This is a genomic window from Limosilactobacillus vaginalis DSM 5837 = ATCC 49540, assembly GCF_000159435.1.
GTDB classification, from domain to species: domain Bacteria; phylum Bacillota; class Bacilli; order Lactobacillales; family Lactobacillaceae; genus Limosilactobacillus; species Limosilactobacillus vaginalis.
In genome coordinates this window covers 42709-60618 of sequence record NZ_GG693416.1, presented here as the reverse complement: position 1 = coordinate 60618, position 17910 = coordinate 42709, and the positions used below count along the sequence as shown (strand labels likewise).

The 17910-nt window shown below is 42.4% G+C and carries 14 protein-coding genes; 3 read left to right on the top strand and 11 right to left on the bottom strand.

The window, feature by feature from the left end:
* Positions 1 to 35: 35 nt before the first annotated feature.
* From HMPREF0549_RS08145 to trpS, 6 genes are all read right to left on the bottom strand, one after another.
* Positions 36 to 884: a DUF72 domain-containing protein gene (locus HMPREF0549_RS08145; protein WP_003717810.1), complete on the bottom strand. Its 849-nt coding sequence runs from the start codon at positions 882 to 884 to the stop codon at positions 36 to 38.
* 441 nt (positions 885 to 1325) lie between these two features.
* A complete protein-coding gene (locus HMPREF0549_RS08140) occupies positions 1326 to 2027 on the bottom strand; it encodes an NAD-dependent protein deacylase (RefSeq protein ID WP_003717808.1) in 702 nt (233 codons plus the stop codon).
* A 4-nt stretch (positions 2028 to 2031) separates the two neighbouring features.
* Positions 2032 to 2985 (bottom strand): hypothetical protein, encoded by a 954-nt coding sequence (locus tag HMPREF0549_RS08135; RefSeq protein WP_003717807.1) that lies wholly within the window; start codon positions 2983 to 2985, stop codon positions 2032 to 2034.
* Positions 2978 to 4246, bottom strand: coding sequence for a hydroxymethylglutaryl-CoA reductase, degradative (locus HMPREF0549_RS08130; RefSeq protein ID WP_003717806.1), 1269 nt, complete (start codon positions 4244 to 4246; stop codon positions 2978 to 2980). Before HMPREF0549_RS08130 ends, HMPREF0549_RS08135 begins: the two co-directional genes overlap by 8 nt.
* Complete coding sequence (locus HMPREF0549_RS08125) at positions 4239 to 5189, bottom strand: Ppx/GppA family phosphatase (RefSeq protein ID WP_003717805.1); 951 nt, start codon at positions 5187 to 5189, stop codon at positions 4239 to 4241. Before HMPREF0549_RS08125 ends, HMPREF0549_RS08130 begins: the two co-directional genes overlap by 8 nt.
* Before the next feature lie 646 nt (positions 5190 to 5835).
* A complete protein-coding gene (gene trpS, locus HMPREF0549_RS08120; protein ID WP_003717804.1) occupies positions 5836 to 6861 on the bottom strand; it encodes a tryptophan--tRNA ligase in 1026 nt (341 codons plus the stop codon).
* 346 nt (positions 6862 to 7207) lie between these two features.
* On the opposite strand from trpS, the gene HMPREF0549_RS08115 reads away from it, so the two are divergent.
* Complete coding sequence (locus HMPREF0549_RS08115) at positions 7208 to 8116, top strand: DNA-methyltransferase (protein WP_250647886.1); 909 nt, start codon at positions 7208 to 7210, stop codon at positions 8114 to 8116.
* 57 nt (positions 8117 to 8173) lie between these two features.
* Here HMPREF0549_RS08115 and HMPREF0549_RS08110 read toward each other — a convergent pair whose 3' ends face one another.
* Positions 8174 to 9514 carry an FAD-dependent oxidoreductase gene (locus HMPREF0549_RS08110; RefSeq protein ID WP_003717801.1) on the bottom strand — a complete coding sequence of 447 codons (1341 nt, stop codon included), beginning with the start codon at positions 9512 to 9514 and terminating at the stop codon, positions 8174 to 8176.
* Positions 9515 to 9639: 125 nt separating this feature from the next.
* On the opposite strand from HMPREF0549_RS08110, the gene HMPREF0549_RS08105 reads away from it, so the two are divergent.
* The gene (locus HMPREF0549_RS08105; RefSeq protein WP_040531791.1) at positions 9640 to 10290 is read left to right on the top strand and encodes a Crp/Fnr family transcriptional regulator; all 651 of its coding nucleotides are present in this window, start codon (positions 9640 to 9642) and stop codon (positions 10288 to 10290) included.
* A gap of 69 nt (positions 10291 to 10359) precedes the next feature.
* Here the strand turns inward: HMPREF0549_RS08105 and HMPREF0549_RS08100 are convergent, their stop codons facing one another.
* Entirely contained in the window at positions 10360 to 12594 is a 2235-nt protein-coding gene (locus tag HMPREF0549_RS08100; RefSeq protein ID WP_003717799.1) for an alpha-galactosidase, read from the bottom strand.
* Positions 12595 to 12889: 295 nt separating this feature from the next.
* Here HMPREF0549_RS08100 and HMPREF0549_RS08095 point away from each other — a divergent pair, with 295 nt between their 5' ends.
* Positions 12890 to 13726, top strand: coding sequence for an AraC family transcriptional regulator (locus HMPREF0549_RS08095; protein ID WP_003717798.1), 837 nt, complete (start codon positions 12890 to 12892; stop codon positions 13724 to 13726).
* Positions 13727 to 13982: 256 nt separating this feature from the next.
* Here HMPREF0549_RS08095 and ndk read toward each other — a convergent pair whose 3' ends face one another.
* From ndk to HMPREF0549_RS08080, 3 genes are all read right to left on the bottom strand, one after another.
* Complete coding sequence (ndk, locus tag HMPREF0549_RS08090) at positions 13983 to 14423, bottom strand: nucleoside-diphosphate kinase (protein WP_003717797.1); 441 nt, start codon at positions 14421 to 14423, stop codon at positions 13983 to 13985.
* 94 nt (positions 14424 to 14517) lie between these two features.
* Entirely contained in the window at positions 14518 to 16830 is a 2313-nt protein-coding gene (gene helD, locus HMPREF0549_RS08085) for an RNA polymerase recycling motor HelD (protein ID WP_003717796.1), read from the bottom strand.
* 42 nt (positions 16831 to 16872) lie between these two features.
* The coding region (locus tag HMPREF0549_RS08080) for a gluconokinase (RefSeq protein WP_003717795.1) at positions 16873 to 17910 on the bottom strand (1038 nt) is incomplete at its 5' end.

The following is a 17910-nucleotide window of genomic DNA, read 5'->3' as shown; positions in this document are numbered from 1 at the left end:
CTTTAGTATAGCATTATCCGCAATCCACTCCAACCTCAAAAGAGATCAAGTTGTTGAGGATCTCGCGGGGCAAGGTCGCTAAATTTAATTCCCATTAATTTTTGCAGTTGAAGAGCATTAGGCGCAGCATCCCCACCAGAATTATTATTAAAGATTACGCAAAGTTCCTGCGGTTGAGGATTAACCTGATTAATTTTTTGGGCAAAACCGGCTAATTCTTCTTGAGTATAACGATAAAGCGTCCGCGTCTTCCGCCATTCTTTCCCCGCATTGTCCCAGCCCTTTCTGTTGCGACCATGCAGCCTAATCATTGCTAGTTTAGGATTGGTCGTTGCTAGATAAAACGGAACGGATGTGACAGTATCATGCGGTTCATCCGCAGCAACTAGGGTAAATTGCAGATCCTGACAGTATGAGACTAGCGAATCAACCACTCCCGGCCGGTACCACGAATTATTACGGAGTTCAATTGCAATCGGTAAATCACCAAGCCAGTCACGAACCAGTTTTAAGTATTCGATATCCTTTACTTCCGCATCAAAGTACGGTGGAAATTGAAAAAGAATTGTTTTTAACTGTCCAGTAGCAATTAATGGGGCAATCGTCCGTCGATACTGCTGGAATAATAGTGCTAATTCACCCTTTTCCTGGTTCCGCTGGTGAAGAGTCATCCCCTGATGAGCCTTAATAATAAACTGAAACTCACTTGGTACTTGGGAAAGCCAGTTCTGAATTGTCGACATTTGGGGCAACGCATAGAAAAAAGTATCAATCTCAACCGTTGGCATATGTTGCGCATACTCGTTTAACGTCACTGGTCGTTGTTCACCATTGATTAACGCTGGGTGCTCAGTCCACGTTGTTAGCCCCATTGTAATTTTCATTTATTTTCCCTCCCTCGTATTCTCAGCGATTTCTTATTTTCTCAAAAATAAATCTATACTCATTTATTCTGGCGATTAATTGCCGTCATCATCACTTTTATGCACAATTTCCACTGATTTCACGCAAAATATACAAAAATGGCTTCTTGAGAAATGAGACGTCTTCTTAGAGTTGTTCCATTCTGGGATCGTTCATGATATCTTGAAGCTGGAAACAATGAGTGTCCAAAAAATGAAAGGAGCGATCAAAATGTCATTAACTGCAAAGACAATTCGAAACGTATTTTCACTAAAGAAGAGTGGTAACGAAAAGCGTCACCAGGGGATGCCATTTAAGGTCGCTGGTAAAGTGATCTACTTCAATTAATTACTTTATTTCAATAAAAAGAAGCTGCTAGTTTGCGTTTAGTCTTATTGATTTGCGCACGGCAGCTTCATTTTTTATTTTACTTGTAATTCCTTGAAGAACTCAGTTGCATCGGTTTGGATCATTTCAAAATCGCACGGTAACTGAAGAGCTTCCTGATTAACTGCTACTACCTTGGCAGTTGGGTTTCGATACTCAAGAAGTCCGGCAAATGGGTAAACCTTCATTGAAGTGCCAACGATGACAACCAGGTCTGCCTGTTGCATTGCCCGAACAGAATTAATAATGTTTTCCTGCTTAATTCCTTCATCGTAAAGAACAATGTCAGGACGCAGTGCCCCGCCATCTTTTTGGTGGAGTCGACTCTTTAAATACTCTTCTACCGGAACAGTTTCATGGCACTTTTCACAGTAGACATTAAAAAGGTTCCCGTGAAAATCAATCAGGTGTTTAGTTCCTGCTTCTTCGTACAGGTTGTCAATATTTTGGGTGATTACCGTAGCCCGATCTTGTTGGGTTAAGGCTGCCTGCTTTTGGTGAATAATATTGGGCTTAGCATCAGGGAAATACAAATTTTCCTTGCAAAACTGATAAAAGCCTTCTGGATCACTGACAAAATAACGATGGCTTAAATAATACTCCGCGTTCCGGTCCTTAGTATACAAACCATTTGCAGAACGAAAATCCGGAATCCCCGAAGCAGTTGAAACCCCAGCTCCGGTTAAGAACACAATTCGTTGAGCGTTATCAAATAATTGCTGTACTGCTTGTTCCATTAAATTACTTCCTTATGATATATGGGATATGGTTTTGTTCCAAAAATTCCTTTACGGGCTGATCATAAATCTGCTTAAACTCTTCTGGTGAATGCTTAGCAGTAGTGAATGAGTTTTGACCAATATTCCGGCGAAGGCCAACATAGGCAGGCTTCCCGGTCTTCCGGTCCTTCATTCCAGAATTAAAGATTTCAAATACCTGACGAACTTCAAGACGCAGTTGACGTTCACTTAATACTGGTGAAAGGGTCGTAAATTTATCGTTATTTAATGCTGGAAGACCCCATTCTTCCATTTGCTGATCATATAGAGAATAAATTTTGACAATTGATCGCCACATGTCAAAGGCGTTCTTTATTGGCTTTTTAGTAATTTCAGCGTATATCTTTTTGGCTGCTGCCAATGCCTTAGGATAATTGTTCTGTAATTGTTCCTCGTATTTTGCTAAGTGGTCGCCAAAGAATACTAATGCATCAAGCAAGGTCAATAGCCGCAAAGCTCGTTCATCATCGTCCTCGCTTTCAGGAGTTAATGTATGCTCAACCCCTTTAAGATACTCTTCTTCTACCCGATCGTTAATGAAGCCATGCTTCCGTTGTTCCGCAACCACAACCCGGTGCATTGCAACGTTGTACAAATCTGTTGACATGATCATCATTTGTTCATCAAGTTCGCGGTCACCTAGGGAAAGCTGGAAGAAAATTTGTGGGAATCCCCGAAGAAGCATTAATAGGTGAAGCAGTTCGTGGGAAGCTGTATAGTTTGGTTCTGTTAAGTCAGTTACCAAAATTACCAAAGCACCCGGAATTGTTTGCTGAGTAGCTTGGTCATGGCGAACGTAACCAGACTGGCCGCCCTTAAATTGAACAAAGACTGACCCCTCTGGATACAGTTCATTAACCTGGTCAAGGAGGGCTTTGTTTGCGTCATTTAACTTGATTTCTTGTTCTTCACTCATTTGTGGACTCCTTTCGTAACGTTGCCAATAATTGTTTAGCAACTTCACGGTCAACATGTGGTTGCTGACTAAGTTCTTTTACTAATTGTTCGATTTCTGATTGTTTTGCGCCAACACTAATCGCCAAAGACCGGTATTGAAGTTTCATATGCCCTGATTGAATTCCGGTAGTAGCCAATGCCCGGATCGCTGCCAGATTCTGTGCTAACCCTAAGCTAGTAATCACAGCGGCTAATTCTTGAGCAGTGTGAATTCCACTCAAATGGTAATTAAGTCTCGTTAAGGGATTTAACCCGATTGAACCGCCAACCACACCAACTGGCATTGGCAGGGTTAATTTTCCTTCAAGGTGATTGTCATGAATTTGCCATGTGCTAAGGCCACGATACTGACCATCACGACTAGCGTAAGCATGAGCGCCACTTTCAATTGCCCGCCAATCATTTCCGCTCGCAATCAACGCAGCGTCAATTCCGTTCATGATCCCCTTATTATGGGTTGCCGCCCGGTATGGATCAACCTGAGCCAAATCGCTTAAATCAGTGATCCGCTTGGCAACTTCTTCACCACTCATTTGCTTCGTCGCTAGTTCTGCGTAATCAACACTACAGGTTGCGGTCTGTAAACTATCCGTGGCGTAATTGCTAAGAATAGCGGCAACAACATGATCACCATTTTTTTGCAGGTAATGGGCTACTGCTTCCGCCATCGTATTAACTGTATTTGCGCCCATTGCCTGACAAACGTCAATTAGCAAATCAATACTAATAAAGCGCCCAACTTGACGAATCCGAACCTGCTTAGCACCGCCACCCCGTTTTTGCATTGATGGGTGAGCGGCATTAGCAACCGCAAGTAGTGTTGATTCTTGATTCTTCAACCAGTTAATTTTGGTTTCTGAATCATCAGTCACTTTAATAACTACTTGTCCTACCAGTGCTCGTGAAGCTTCTTCTGCCTTAAAGCCACCAGATTTAGCTACCCGTTGCGCACCATTGTTAGCTGCCGCAATTACTGAAGGTTCTTCAATAACAAGTGGCACCGTATAATTTTTGCCATTAACTAATAGGTTGGTAACGACTCCTTCTGGCAATGGGTAATCAGTAATGTAATTTTCAACCAAGTCATTTCCTAAATCACTTGTATGCTGATCAAGTAATTCCCGTTCTGCCTGAGAAAATTGATAACGGTCAGCAAGGATTTGCCGTCGTTGTTCAGGGGTTAACCGATAAAAGCCATGTGCCCATTGCATTTTACTCATGATGTTTCTTCCTTTGGTTAACGTACTCGGTGATGATGCCTTCACGAACACCGCTTTCGGAGAAGATTACCCGACCATCGCTATTCCGTTGCAAGAGCGAAACAAGGGGCAGCATTCCGCCAACAATGATGTCTGCTCGTTCTGGCTCTAATCCCGGCATCCGTTTGCGTTGAGCAAGATTCTTACTCAAAAGTTCCCGATAGGTTGCAAAAACAACCCGTGAAGATAATTGATAACCATGGATCGACCCTGAAGAATGGCGCCGTCCATGATGGTGGTATGCCCGAGTCATTCGTGCAAGCGTTCGGTTAGCACCGCCCAAGAGAACGATCGGTACCCGAGTAGCATAGCGGAGCCATGGAATTTTCGTTAATCGTTCATTCATCGAAACCTGTGCCTGGAACAGGTCAGTTGCGCGAACGTATCCTCCTAAGTGGAATTGTTCGGACAAGTTAACTGCACCAACGGGAAGTGAGATCAAATCCCGTGCCCGTCGCTGCTGAACTAAGATTAACTCACAGCTTGCGCCACCAACATCTAAAATTAAACAGTGGTTGAGTTTGAGCGTCCGAATGACACCTAAGTAATCGTAGTATGCTTCTTTTTTTCCTGAAAGGACTTGCAGGTGAATGCCAACTTCATTTTCGACCCGGTTTAAGAATTCTTGACGATTCTTTGCCTGACGAACTGCCGCCGTTGAGATTGCACGCACCTGAATATTAGGCACAGTCGAATAAATTTTCTTAAACTTTTTCAAAGCAGCAATCGTTCGATCCATTGCGTTTTTCTGAAGCACTTTCTCTCGGCCCATTCCTTCTGAAAGACGAGTATTCTCTTTGACCCGTTTAATTTCACGAAAACGACCATCAGGTGCAATTTCGGTAATTGCCATCCTTGTCGAATTAGAACCAAGATCAACAATCGCGAGGTTTTCTTCCACCATTTTCACCTCCGATAATCTGTATTTTATTTAGAAAAAAGCGAAATTTAATATCCTCTTAATAATACCATGTTCTTCAATAGAGTGTGAAGCCGTTACCTATTGGAAGAGTGGAAGATTATTTTTCGTGATTGATTTTAGTGAAATTTAGTTAGATAAAACACGCCTCACCATTGTTAGTGACTGGGACCAACAATGGTGAGGCGCGTTTGAATGTAAGTGTGTTTAACATGTTAAAGCTAAGATTTCTAATGCAGTAGAGCCGAGATCGGTTCGCCGTGACCACAACTTCCGCCTAGCTTTTTCTAGACAACTTAGTCGAAACGTGTTCGCAGGGAAGCTCCTATAGACAACAAACTCCCTCCCAGATGCTTTCAGCATCTAGTCGGGAGAAATTGTTGTCTTACGGGTCTTCTTTACCTGCTCACACTCTATTTTAAACGTGCTCAGCCTAAGCTCCCTCAAGATAACGACCTCTCTCCTAGGCGCAAGTCGCCTTCGTCGAGAGAAATCGTTTCTAATAAAGCAAAGCCGAGATCTGCTCGCCAGGAACTTGCTAGAGCCAGCAACCTCCTTCCTAGGCGCAAGACGCCTTCGTCAGGAGAAATTGCTGGCTTTCCGCAAGTTCTCTGCTGGCTCGCACTCTAATCTAATCAAAATAATTAATTCCAATTGCGTTGCGGACTTGTTTGAGGGTTTGGTTAGCGACTTCATTGGCATGGATGGAGCCTTCTTGAAGAATTTGGTCAACGTAATCGAGGTTCTTAGCGTATTCTTCACGACGCTTTCGAATTGGTTCAAGTTCGGTTTCAAGAACATCGTTTAGGTAACGTTTGATCTTAACGTCGCCAAGACCACCAGCCTGGTATTGTTCCTTCAATTCAGCGACCTTTTCCTTATCCGGATCAAAAATATCAAGGTAGGTAAAGACGGTGTTTCCTTCAATGTGACCCGGATCACTCACCTTAATGTGTGTTGGGTCAGTGTACATGGACATTACTTTCTTTTGAACCGTATCAGCATCGTCTGAAAGGTAGATCGCGTTGCCGAGTGACTTACTCATCTTTGCGTTACCATCAAGTCCTGGGATCCGTCCTTCACCCTTTGGTGGGAAGACTCCTTGTGGTTCAACTAAAATATCTTCGTTATAAATCCGGTTAAATGAACGAACAATTTCCCGAGTTTGTTCAAGCATTGGTTCTTGGTCATCCCCGACCGGAACTGTATCTGCCTTGAAAGCCGTAATGTCTGCAGCCTGGCTTACCGGATAAATAAAGAATCCGGCTGGAACACTTTCACCAAACTTTTTCTGTTGGATTTCGGTCTTAACTGTTGGATTACGGTGAAGACGAGCAATCGTTACTAAGTTAAGGTAGTGCATCGTTAATTCACTTAAAGCAGGAATTTGTGATTGAACAAAAATCGTTGCCTTTTTCGGGTCAATTCCCACTGCCAAATAGTCCAATGCCACCTCATGGAGACTCTTCCGGATTTTTTCCGGATCACGGGCATTATCAGTCAATGCCTGTTGGTCAGCGATCATGATAAAGGTATTGTAATCACCGGTATTTTGTAAACGAACCCGATTCTTTAACGAACCAACATAGTGACCAATATGAAGCTTTCCGGTTGGCCGGTCACCAGTTAAAATTGTGTGTGTTTTTTCTTCAGCCATTGTATTTCCTCCTTAAATCAAAAACGCCCTACTAGCTATTCAAACTAATAGGACGCATCAACTGCGCGGTACCACCTAAATTGCAGCGAACCACTGCCACTTTAATATCATTTTCAATTGTAACCAGTTCGTGCTTTGGGGATCTTTTCATCAACCATCCCTCGCTGTTACTCACACTACTTATTTAACGACTATTTTAAGCTATTCTCCCAGGAAAAATCAAGATTAGACCACAGGATCTTGTATAATGGAACTATGATTTAACATTAATACGGGAGTGAGAGTCGTGAAATCAAAGCGCAATAAAACGATTGATTTTAGCCTAGCGGATGCACCAGCAGATGTGATGGCAAGGATCATTCAGGCTAAAAAGGAAAAATCTTTTTCTCTTGAGCAGGTTACCAATAAGGTGATCAACGGCGATTCATTTCAGGTAATGGATCAGTTGCCAAGTCATTCAATCGATCTTGCACTTGTTGATCCCCCGTATAACCTAAATAAAAAGTACGATGGCATGACGTTTAAACAAATGAAGCCAGCTGAATACCAACAATACACTGAGGACTGGATCAATAAGCTAAAGCCACTATTAAAGGCTAGTGCTAGTGTCTATGTCTTTGCAGACTGGGAAACCAGTATCGTCCTCGCTCCAGTATTAGAGCAGTATTTCACGATCAAAAATCGAATTACTTGGCAACGAGAAAAAGGACGTGGTGCACTAACTAATTGGAAGAACAGTTCCGAAGACATCTGGTTCTTAACCGTTGACCCCCATGACTATGTATTTAATGTTGATCAGGTTAAACAACGGCGACCAGTAGTAGCGCCCTATAAGGAAGACGGTCACGCCAAAGACTGGCAGGCAACTAAGGCAGGCAACTTTCGTGATACCATGCCGAGCAACCTCTGGGATGATATTTCAATTCCTTATTGGTCAATGCCCGAGAATACTGACCACCCGACCCAAAAGCCTGAAAAGTTAATGGCAAAAGTTATCCTTGCCAGTTCTAACCCCGGTGACCTAATTTTTGATCCCTTTGCCGGTGCTGGTTCAAGCCTGGTTACAGCTAAAAAGCTGGGGCGCCATTTTATTGGTATTGAGCAAAGTCTTCTCTACTGTGCATGGGGACAATATCGCCTTAACAAGGCTAATAACGACCCTCATATCCAAGGATACGCTGATGGCGTGTTTTGGCCGCGAAACAGTTTATCTCTCCAAAAAAAATATCTGAAGGAAAAAGATAATTCAAAATAAAGAAAAAATACTAGTGAAAAAGCATCCATTTCACTAGTATTTTGCATTTTAAATTTCTTACTTATTTGCCTTAGCAACAGCAGCTTGAGCTAGAATATTTAAATAATTAAACGGCCGATCAAAGTTTGGCTGGAAAAGCATATCAACAAAAGCTAAATAGTCAATGGTGTGCTTATCTTGAATACATAATGACAAGACACCAGCTGACTGAGCGACATCATACTTACTCATTAATTGACCACCAATAATTTGCCGAGTCTTCTTATCCCAAACAAGAGTCATCAAAACCTTTTCAGTAGTTGGCATAAACTCTGGACGATAATTATCTTCAATGGTGACAGAATCAGCATCAATGTCTGCTTCCTTTGCATTTTCCAACGTCAAGCCTGAAGAAGCCATCGTTGTCCCGTAAAGATTCAGTCCTGAACTTGATTGAGTTCCCATGTCACGCATCTGGTTGCCGAAAATATTAACCCCTGCCATTGTCCCTTGACGGATAGCATTGGTTGCTAAAGGAATATAAGCATCCTTACCGGTCGGATTGTAGTGGACACTAGTGGAGTCACCGGCAGCATAAATATCAGGATCTGATGACTGCATGTACTCATTAGTAATAATTGCACCATTATCATGCATTTCAACCTTCCCCTTAAGGAGGTTAGTGTTCGGCCGGAAGCCCACACAAAGGATCGCAATATCAGCATCGTAACTGCCCTTGTCCGTCTCCACAGTAACCCCGTCACCATAGTCCTTAAAGCCAGTTACCCGTTGATTAAAGGCTAAGGTTGCGCCCTTTTGCTTAAATTGCTGTTGAATTCGGTCGGTGTATTCTTGATCAAAATACTTGTGAAGCATCCGCGGCGCACTATCAACCAAAGTAACGTCCTTATTTTGACGAGTATAAGCCTCAACTAATTCAACCCCGATGTAGCCAGCTCCGATAACTACCACTCGTTGGGCATCCTTAGCAGCTGCAAACAATTCCTTAGCGTGATGGTAATTCTTGCATAAGTATACATGGTCGCTATCAACACCCTCAATTGGCGGAATAATTGGCCAAGAACCAGTTGTCATCACGAGTTTATCGTAGTGATCCGTCTTCTCTTCGCCAGTTACCAGGTCAGTAACTTTAACGGTTTTTGTTTTTGGATCAATGCTGGTAACATTGTGTTGCATGTGAACATCAGCACCCAATTGCGATAATTGTTCTGGGCTAGAATAGAACATTGCATCTGGATCACCAACATCCCCGCTTAAGTAAACCGCGATTCCGCATGACAAGAATGAAACGTTATCATTCCGTTCATAGATAGTTACTTCGGTCTCAGGATGATTCTTCAAAATCTGGGTAGCAGTGATTGTTCCGGCGTGGGTACAGCCAACAATAATAACTTTCATTTTGACATTCTCCTCTTGTTCAATTATTAACTTAAGTATTTAAACAAGTATCAAGACTTGTTGCTTTGATTATATGCAGAAGTATGTATAATTAAATTGATTTAAATCAAGAAAGGATGATTAATGTGTCTAAGCACTCTGAGGTCGCCTGCTTAAGTAAAGCATCAATCTTCAAAAATTTACCGCTTTCCCTTAAAAAGAAGCTAGTCACAATCACCTCCCACCAGGACTTCTTTCCTAAGGGAAGCCTCATTCGTCAACCCTTAGATGGTCAAGACGGTATGATCGTTATTGATTCAGGACATGCTAAGGTTTATTCATTAAACGAAGATGGTAAAGAAACGGTTCTCGGTGTTCTCGCAAAGGGTGATTCCACTGGGCAAGAAAATTTATTTAGCCAAAAGGATCACGAAAACTTCATCCAAGCTACAGAGGATTGTCTAGTGTGTTCCATGAACCGGCAGGATTTTCAAAAGATGCTAAACGAAACGCCAGACCTTTCTTTGACACTCTTAAACGACTTTGGTCAACGGCTAATAATGGCAGAAAAGAACACCATTCGCCGCAACACTATGAATGCTCAGGATCGGGTCCTTGATTACCTCAAGGAAGAAGGAACCCGAGCAGGAAGTACCTCGTTTGCCTTGCCGTTTAAGAAAAAAGACCTGGCTAACTTTCTGGGACTAACTCCCGAAACATTAAGTCGCCAATTAAACTCACTTCAATCAGCTGGGCAAATTTCTGTCAATGGTCAGCAAATCACGTTAGATAAGTAAAAAGATGATCTCTTGAATGACAATTAGAGTCACTTCAGGAGATCATCTTTATTTTTTTAATATGAAAGTCTAATTGCGGGAATTAACTTTCTTCGCAATGAACAGCCGACTGCTAAAGTCAGATGGATCCTTTTCTGGTTTAGTTCGGTCCATAATCCGCGGAACAAAGTAGCCAGCATTCATTAGTTCAGCACCGGAGAAGTGTTCTTCACCGTCATTAACAGTGTAAGTAGCTTCTGGATCTAGGCCAGCAAAGTATACCCGGATATAAGCGGGATTAGCACCGTTGAGGATTTGGAACCGAGTAAGGATTGCTTCACTCCGGTCCTCGTTAACTACCTGCCAACCATAGACATTATCATTATTGGTGTCTGGATTATCAAGACGGTAGAATTTACCAAACTGGAAGAGGTGCCGATACTGCTTGTAGAAGGCTACCTGTTTCTTAATTGTGGCTAGTTCATCTGCGGCCATCTTGGTAATGTCTAATTCATAACCAAAATCACCAAAGTATGCAACTGCTGCCCGAGTATCAAGGGATGTTAACCGACCAACTTGATCATTTGGTACTGCCGAGACGTGAGCACCCCACATGTTTTGCGTGTAACCATATGAAGTTCCATCCTGAATCTTGATCCGTTCAACAGCATCAGTGTCATCACTGCACCAAGCTTGTGGAGCATAGTACATCATTCCGAGATCGAACCGGCCACCACCTGAGGCACAAGATTCAAAGAGAACTTTTGGAAATGCCTCAGTTAATCGAGCATACAATTGGTAAACCCCAAGGATGTACCGGTGAGGGAATTCAAGCTGCTGATCAGCAGGCAACTTTGCACCATACATTTCAGTGATGTTTCGGTTCATGTCCCACTTAATGTAGTCGAGCTTCGTTTGCTTAATAATTGCACTCATATGCTCAAATAAGTAGTCAACAACTTCCTGCCTAGTCATATCAAGGACATACTGATTTCGTGCAGGGGTTCCTTGACGTCCAGGAGTTGCAATCATCCAGTCCGGGTGCTTTTCATAGAGTTTACTATCAATCGAAATCATTTCTGGTTCAAACCAGAGGCCAAATTTCATCCCCTTGTCGTGAACCCGATCAGCAAAGCCACTGATTCCATTACTAAATTTCTTTTGGTCAACAAACCAATCACCTAAACTAGATTTATCATCGTCCCGGTGACCAAACCAGCCATCATCAAGGACAAACATTTCGATCCCAAGCTTGTCAGCCTGATCAACAATCTTCATTAACTTAGCTTCGTTAAAGTCCATGAAAGTAGCTTCCCAGTTGTTAATCAAGATTGGCCGATCTTGGTGGGCAAAATGCTGGTTAATCAGGTGATCTTGATAGAAAGCACCCAACTGCTGGCTCATTTGGTTTAAACCATCGCTAGTATAAGTCATCACAGCTTCTGGAGTTTGGAAACTTTCACCATTAGCTAGCTTCCAGCCAAAATCGTCTGGATTGATTCCCACTAATACTCGAGTGGTGTCAAATTGGTCAACTTCAACCGAGTCAATAAAGTTGCCAGAATAAATGAAGTTAAACCCAAATGCTGCTCCTTGGTGGTTATCAGTATGTGGCCGTGCTAAAGCAAAGAATGGGTTTTGTTGGTGGCTTGAGGCAACCCGCAAGCTACCAATACTTTGAATCCCAGAACGGAGCGGTGTCCGGATTAAGTGACGTTCCCGAGCCCAGCTTCCTGAGAATTGAAGCATGTCATAATCATGATCTGGCAAGTCTAATTGGAGACTAAGTGCCCGATCAAGAGTTACGGCTTCTTGACCATGATTAATAAAGGTTGCACTTCGAACAATAACATCTTCCTTTTCAAAGACGGTGTAGTGGAGTTGGAGAACAAGGTTAGCTAACTCATCCTTGAAAGTTACTGTCAGCGTTTGCGAATCATCACCCTGATCGTCGAATGCTGACGGCATGTTCTTAAGCCGTTCCTTACCATCAGCAACTTCGTAACCAGTATATTCAAATTCCGAAGTTCGTGAGCCATTTGGGTAAGTAATTTGATAAGCAGGATAACGGTAATCACCCTTACCAAGACCAGCATACTCCTGCTTAATGAGTTCCAGCTGGAAGTCGCTTTGGTCAACAGTTAACGTGTTTGTACAATCATGTTCCTCACGACTGGCAAGGTTAGGGTAATCCTTTTTTACAGGAATCTGGGGGCCGTAATATAGTTGTCCCGCATTCCCATTTTCCAGAATTTTGAAGATGTAACTTGTCTTTGCCGTTTGCAAATGAAATAACTTGTGCTCTTCATTAACGTGGATACTCATTATCGATAACTCCTTCAGATTTTTTGTAAGCCTTCACAATGAAATTATAACCTTATTTTACCTAAATCTCTAATCGATCTATTAGAGATCACTCGGTTTGTATCCGCTTACAATACTTTAATTCTATTGTATTGAAGTTTTGCCATTTATGCCATGGCATTTCTATCGCAAATAATGGTTTCCACAACTAAGAACAAATTGACATGTTATTGCATTAAATCGTATTATAATAGTTAATATTCATCGAATGCTGGTTGACAAATAACCATGTTTGAGAAAAAAAGGGAGAATTTCAATGGACGATCATTATAAGAGTTTAACCGGAAAAAGTTTTGAAAGTAACATTCTGTTCATCGGCCAATATAACTGTCCACCCAATTACTTTTTTCGGGGAAACAATGTCCGTGATAATTACGTCATCCACTATATCCAGGATGGTAAAGGAACCTTCTCATCCGCTAACCGACCTGCGGTAACCTTAAAAAAAGGTGATATATTTATTCTACCGAAAGGAGTCCCTTGCTTTTATCAAGCAGATGGGCAAGATCCTTGGAAATACTTTTGGATCGGTATTTCTGGGACTAAAATCAAGACGATGCTTGCTGGGTCTGAACTGAGTAAGAAGCGCTATTTACGTCAAGTTCAAGGGAGCCACTTTTATACCACTCTCAGGCATTTATTTTCTATTTTAAAAAAGTCGAGTTCACTTGCTAATGATATTTTAGTAGAGGCCCTAACCTACCAAATGTTTTACTACCTCGTAACTGAATATCCCAATAAGGCTCCTCAAACTAGTACCAAAGCACAACAGCAGCTTCAACTTGCTAACTACTACTTAAGAGAACACTATCAGAACTTTACTTGTAATATTGAAGATCTCTGTCACCACCTCAATATTTCACGAAGTTACTTATATACCCTATTCAAAACTCAAATGAACATTTCACCGCAAAAATTTCTCCTTCGTCTGCGAATGGAGGACGCTAAGCAACAATTAAAAAATACGAATGAATCAATTCAAACTATTGCTCATCGTGTTGGCTATAAAGATGAATTCACCTTCTCTAAAGCCTTCAAGCGGTATAGTGGTTTCAGCCCAAGTTTGTATCGGTTAGGGCCACAGCCAAATTAGTTGCATAAATAAAAATGGACTGGGAATTCCAGTCCATTTTTATTTATACAGATTTTTGTGAAATTATCAGATTAGCTAACGATTTAGGCGACAGAGTCAAGATCTGCTCGTCAGGGACTTACATGTCTTACTGCAGCATAGTCGAAACGTGTTCGCCACGACCGCCACCTCCGTCTAATTAGTCCAGGCTTGATTGTTGACAATCATCGCCTGAATTTCCTTAGTACTCGGTGGCTAATTCGTCGTGGCTCACACTCTAGCCCTGTGTAAATTCAAATTCTGGGAACCAGATCTTGATTTCTTTAGTAGCTGAAGCAGGTTCGTCGGAAGTGTGGACAATGTTACGAAGGTTACCATCTGGCCATTCACGACCGTAGTCACCACGAATAGTTCCCCATTCGGCTTCAACTGGGTTAGTTGCACCGGCCATGTTGTGGATAGCCTTAATAACATTGGTTCCTGAAACGACAATTCCAACAATTGGGCCTTCAGTCATGTATTCAAGCAATTCAGGGAAGAAAGGCTTGTCAACCTTGTCTGCATAGTGTTGACGGAGCAATTCTTCGGTTGGTTGAATCATCTTTAAGGCTTCAATCTTGTAGCCTTTTCGTTCAATTCGGGTAATGATTTCCCCAATATGGCGGGTCTTAACACCATCGGGCTTTACTAAAACTAATGTGTATTCGTCTTTTACCATGGCGAAACATCTCCTCACATATCAATCTAACATATCTAGACTAACATAAGTTAATTTATAATGAAAGCGCTTTTTCGATTATTTTACTAGCCTTTTACCTTATTAATTCATGCTCAATCGTTAGCTGTCGACTAGCTTTTTCATTAATAGCAGTACTTACTTGGCCGTTACTAATCATCGTCAGATCATGCATTGCTCGAGTAGCCATTGTATAGAGCATCCCAATTTCATCGGTTCCCTTAAGGTTTGCTTGCGAAACATCGTAGGCAATCACTGAATCAAATTCAAGCCCTTTAGCCAGATAAACAGGCAGAACTAAGATTCCGCTTGGCAGCTCCGTATCGTTCATGTCCAACAAGTGAACATTGGAAAATTGGCGCCGCAACTGACGGTAGGCTTGCTGGGCTTGCTCTTGATTCTTAGTAAGAACGGCAACCGTTTCGTATTGTTCTTGGTACTTTTCAACACTATCTTGCAACGCCTGTTCAACAGCATCAGTTGAAGAACGAACCAGGAGTGCTGGTCGTTGTCCATGACGAGTAAATGACATTATTTGATCACCATCAGGCAACAGTGCTTTAGCAAAGTCCGTAATTTCCTTGGTCGATCTGTAGCTTCGTCGTAACGAAATCAGATTAGGATGCTTAGCAACTAGGATCTTACTCAGGCGTTCCAATAATTGCTCAGGTAGTTCTAACGGCTTAAACAATGCCTGTTCACTATCGCCAAGGACGGTAAACTTTGCTCCGGGAAACGCATGATGCAGATAAATCATCATGGCTACTGAATAGTCCTGCATCTCATCAATAAAGACATACTTGAATGAATGATTCTGCCCAGTCCCCATTAGCAAATCGCGCAAGTACATCAGTGGAGCCGCGTGCATCATTTCTAAACGGTGCATTTCTAATTCATTACTATAATTAGCAATCATTTGCTGCCATTCGTTCTGATGAATCTCTTTAGGCAGCGATAACTGTCGCAACCAATTTGTGTACTGACTATAAATATCAATAAAGTAGTCATTATAAATTGCATCGGCGACAATCCTTAGCCGCCGTTTTGCCCAACGATATGCAAGGTAGGCATATTGTTCATCTTCATCCCGAAAATCGTCAACCGTCTTTTTACCGTATAAATTATGAAGCTGCTGAGTATCAAGGCTATCCAGTTCCTTAGCTACCCAATCCTTTTTTGCTTCTTTTTTTACTCGTCGCTGAAGTTCGCGGATCAATTGATTTTTTAACTGAACCATTCGATTAGCAGCCTTCATTGCATTTGGCTGTTTTTGGTAAAGTCCTTGAATATGTTCCGCAGTAAAAAAGACCCGTCCTTCAAAAGTAATGTTACTAAATTGAAGCTGTTCATCCATTAGGTGGGTGGCATAGCGGTGAATATCACTCATTGCCGGTTGACTTTCTAAGAAGTCGGCAATTCGTTGATCCTGCTTCGATGCTCGTTGACGCTTTTCATACCTCTCAAAAATATTTTCTACCTGTAAACCCTCAAACCGGCGCCGAACAAAACCCGACATCGTCACTTGACGCATGTTTCGTTCCCCCAGGCTCGGTAAAACTTGAGAAATATAATGGCTAAAAAGCCGGTTGGGACTAAAGAGGACGATCTGATCAGCGTTTAATGCGGTTCGACTATGATACAGAAGGTAAGCAATCCGTTGTAAAACTGCTGAAGTTTTCCCCGACCCGGCAACCCCTTGTACTAGCAAGAGATCACTATGGGTATCACGAATAATATCATTTTGTTCCTGCTGGATCGTTGCAACAATATTATGCATGTATTGATCATTTTGCTCACCAAGAGCGGCCTGGAGTAATTCATCCCCCACCGTTTCATTAGTATCAAACATGTTAACGATCCGCCCATCTTTAATGGTAAATTGGCGTTTCTTAATTAAGACCGTTTCTCTAATTCCATTCGGTGTTTCATACCGTACCTCACCTAATGTTCCGTTATAGTAAACACCCGAAATTGGTGCCCGCCAATCGTAAATGAGGAAGGCAGTTTTATCATCATTCATTAGCGAAGCCGTTCCAATGTATAACGTTTCTGGCTTATCCTTACCTGGATCCTGAATATCAATCCTACCGAAGTATGGTGTCCGCTTAAGGTTTTGGAGTGTCTTTAACTGCCGCCGAAGGATCGTTTCACTCTCAGCTGCTCGTGAAACTAACTGCCGCTGCTGTTCAATCATTGCTCGTGATTCAGCAATATCATCAATTTCGTACCGGTTAATTGAGGCGTTTTCACTGTAGTTCTTTTCAACTGCTCGAGTTTCTTTGTGAGCATCAGCAAGTGCCTTTTTAGTTTCAGCTATTTGCTTGTCGATCTGTTTCATTACTAAATCGACCCGCTGCTGCTCAATGTGTCGTTCTTGTTCTTCGTTCACACAAAAACCTCCTCTAAATCAGTCTAACTATTGTAGCACCATTTAATCTTCCCCATGAAGCAAGGCAAGTTCACTCTGGAGATTAGCAATTGTCGGGTAAGCTGGAGCCAGTAATTTTTCAACCTGGCGAAATACCGGAAGAAGTTGCTTATAAACCGCAACTGCCTGTGGTTGTGGATCATATTCTGTTTCATCACCGAGATAATTTGCTACAACATCATAGCTACTGGCAATCCCGATACTTTGCATTACCAGAATCGCTGCCCCAAGACATCCTGATTCAAAGGAAACCGGGACATTAACTTGACAATCTAAAATATCTGCCAACATTTGCCGCCAAACTTTTGACCGGGCAAAACCACCCGTTGCCGTAACAGACTGGGGCTTGCCAACCAGCTTAGTCACCGCTTCAAAGACACTTGCAATGTTAAAGTTAATCCCCTCAAGAACTGCCCGAAGCATATCGGCCCGTGTATGCAGTGCAGTCAGGCCAAAGAAATCACCGCGGGCATTAGCATCCCAAATTGGCGCCCGCTCACCACCTAAGTAAGGATGAAATAGCAGACCGTGACTCCCAGTCGGTGTACCTTCAATTATCCGGTTAGCAAGTGTATAGCGATCAACTTGCTCGTTCTCTAGGGCCCCCTGATCAATTAGGTGGTGAACTGCCCATTGAAAAACATCCCCGCCATTATTTAACGGGCCGCCAACAATCCAGTGTTTCTTGTCTACCATGTAACAAAATAGTCGTTCTTCTGGATCAATCACTGGCCGATCCGTGATTACCCGAACGGCAGCTGATGTCCCGATTGTAATGGCAATTTGATTAGGTTTAATTGCACCAACCCCAATGTTAGAAAGCGCACCATCAAAGGCACCATATACAAATGGCGTGCTGTGTGGAACATCCATTTTCTGTCGTTCGCTTTCTACCATCACTGTCTCTTGGGAAGTTGGCTCAGCGAGAAGCGGTAGTTGTTTTTCATCAATCCCAGCTAATTGTAAGGCGGCCTGATCCCATTTCCCGGTATGAATATCTAATAAGCCCGTACAACTCGCGACAGAAAGATCAACCTTGAA

Bases quoted from the DNA above. Each gene is read 5' to 3' on its own strand.
- HMPREF0549_RS08145 (WP_003717810.1), bottom strand. From the start codon at position 884: ATGAAAATTACAATGGGGCTAACAACGTGGACTGAGCACCCAGCGTTA.
- HMPREF0549_RS08140 (WP_003717808.1), bottom strand. From the start codon at position 2,027: ATGGAACAAGCAGTACAGCAATTATTTGATAACGCTCAACGAATTGTG.
- HMPREF0549_RS08135 (WP_003717807.1), bottom strand. From the start codon at position 2,985: ATGAGTGAAGAACAAGAAATCAAGTTAAATGACGCAAACAAAGCCCTC.
- HMPREF0549_RS08130 (WP_003717806.1), bottom strand. From the start codon at position 4,246: ATGAGTAAAATGCAATGGGCACATGGCTTTTATCGGTTAACCCCTGAA.
- HMPREF0549_RS08125 (WP_003717805.1), bottom strand. From the start codon at position 5,189: ATGGTGGAAGAAAACCTCGCGATTGTTGATCTTGGTTCTAATTCGACA.
- trpS (WP_003717804.1), bottom strand. From the start codon at position 6,861: ATGGCTGAAGAAAAAACACACACAATTTTAACTGGTGACCGGCCAACC.
- HMPREF0549_RS08115 (WP_250647886.1), top strand. From the start codon at position 7,208: ATGGCAAGGATCATTCAGGCTAAAAAGGAAAAATCTTTTTCTCTTGAG.
- HMPREF0549_RS08110 (WP_003717801.1), bottom strand. From the start codon at position 9,514: ATGAAAGTTATTATTGTTGGCTGTACCCACGCCGGAACAATCACTGCT.
- HMPREF0549_RS08100 (WP_003717799.1), bottom strand. From the start codon at position 12,594: ATGAGTATCCACGTTAATGAAGAGCACAAGTTATTTCATTTGCAAACG.
- HMPREF0549_RS08095 (WP_003717798.1), top strand. From the start codon at position 12,890: ATGGACGATCATTATAAGAGTTTAACCGGAAAAAGTTTTGAAAGTAAC.
- ndk (WP_003717797.1), bottom strand. From the start codon at position 14,423: ATGGTAAAAGACGAATACACATTAGTTTTAGTAAAGCCCGATGGTGTT.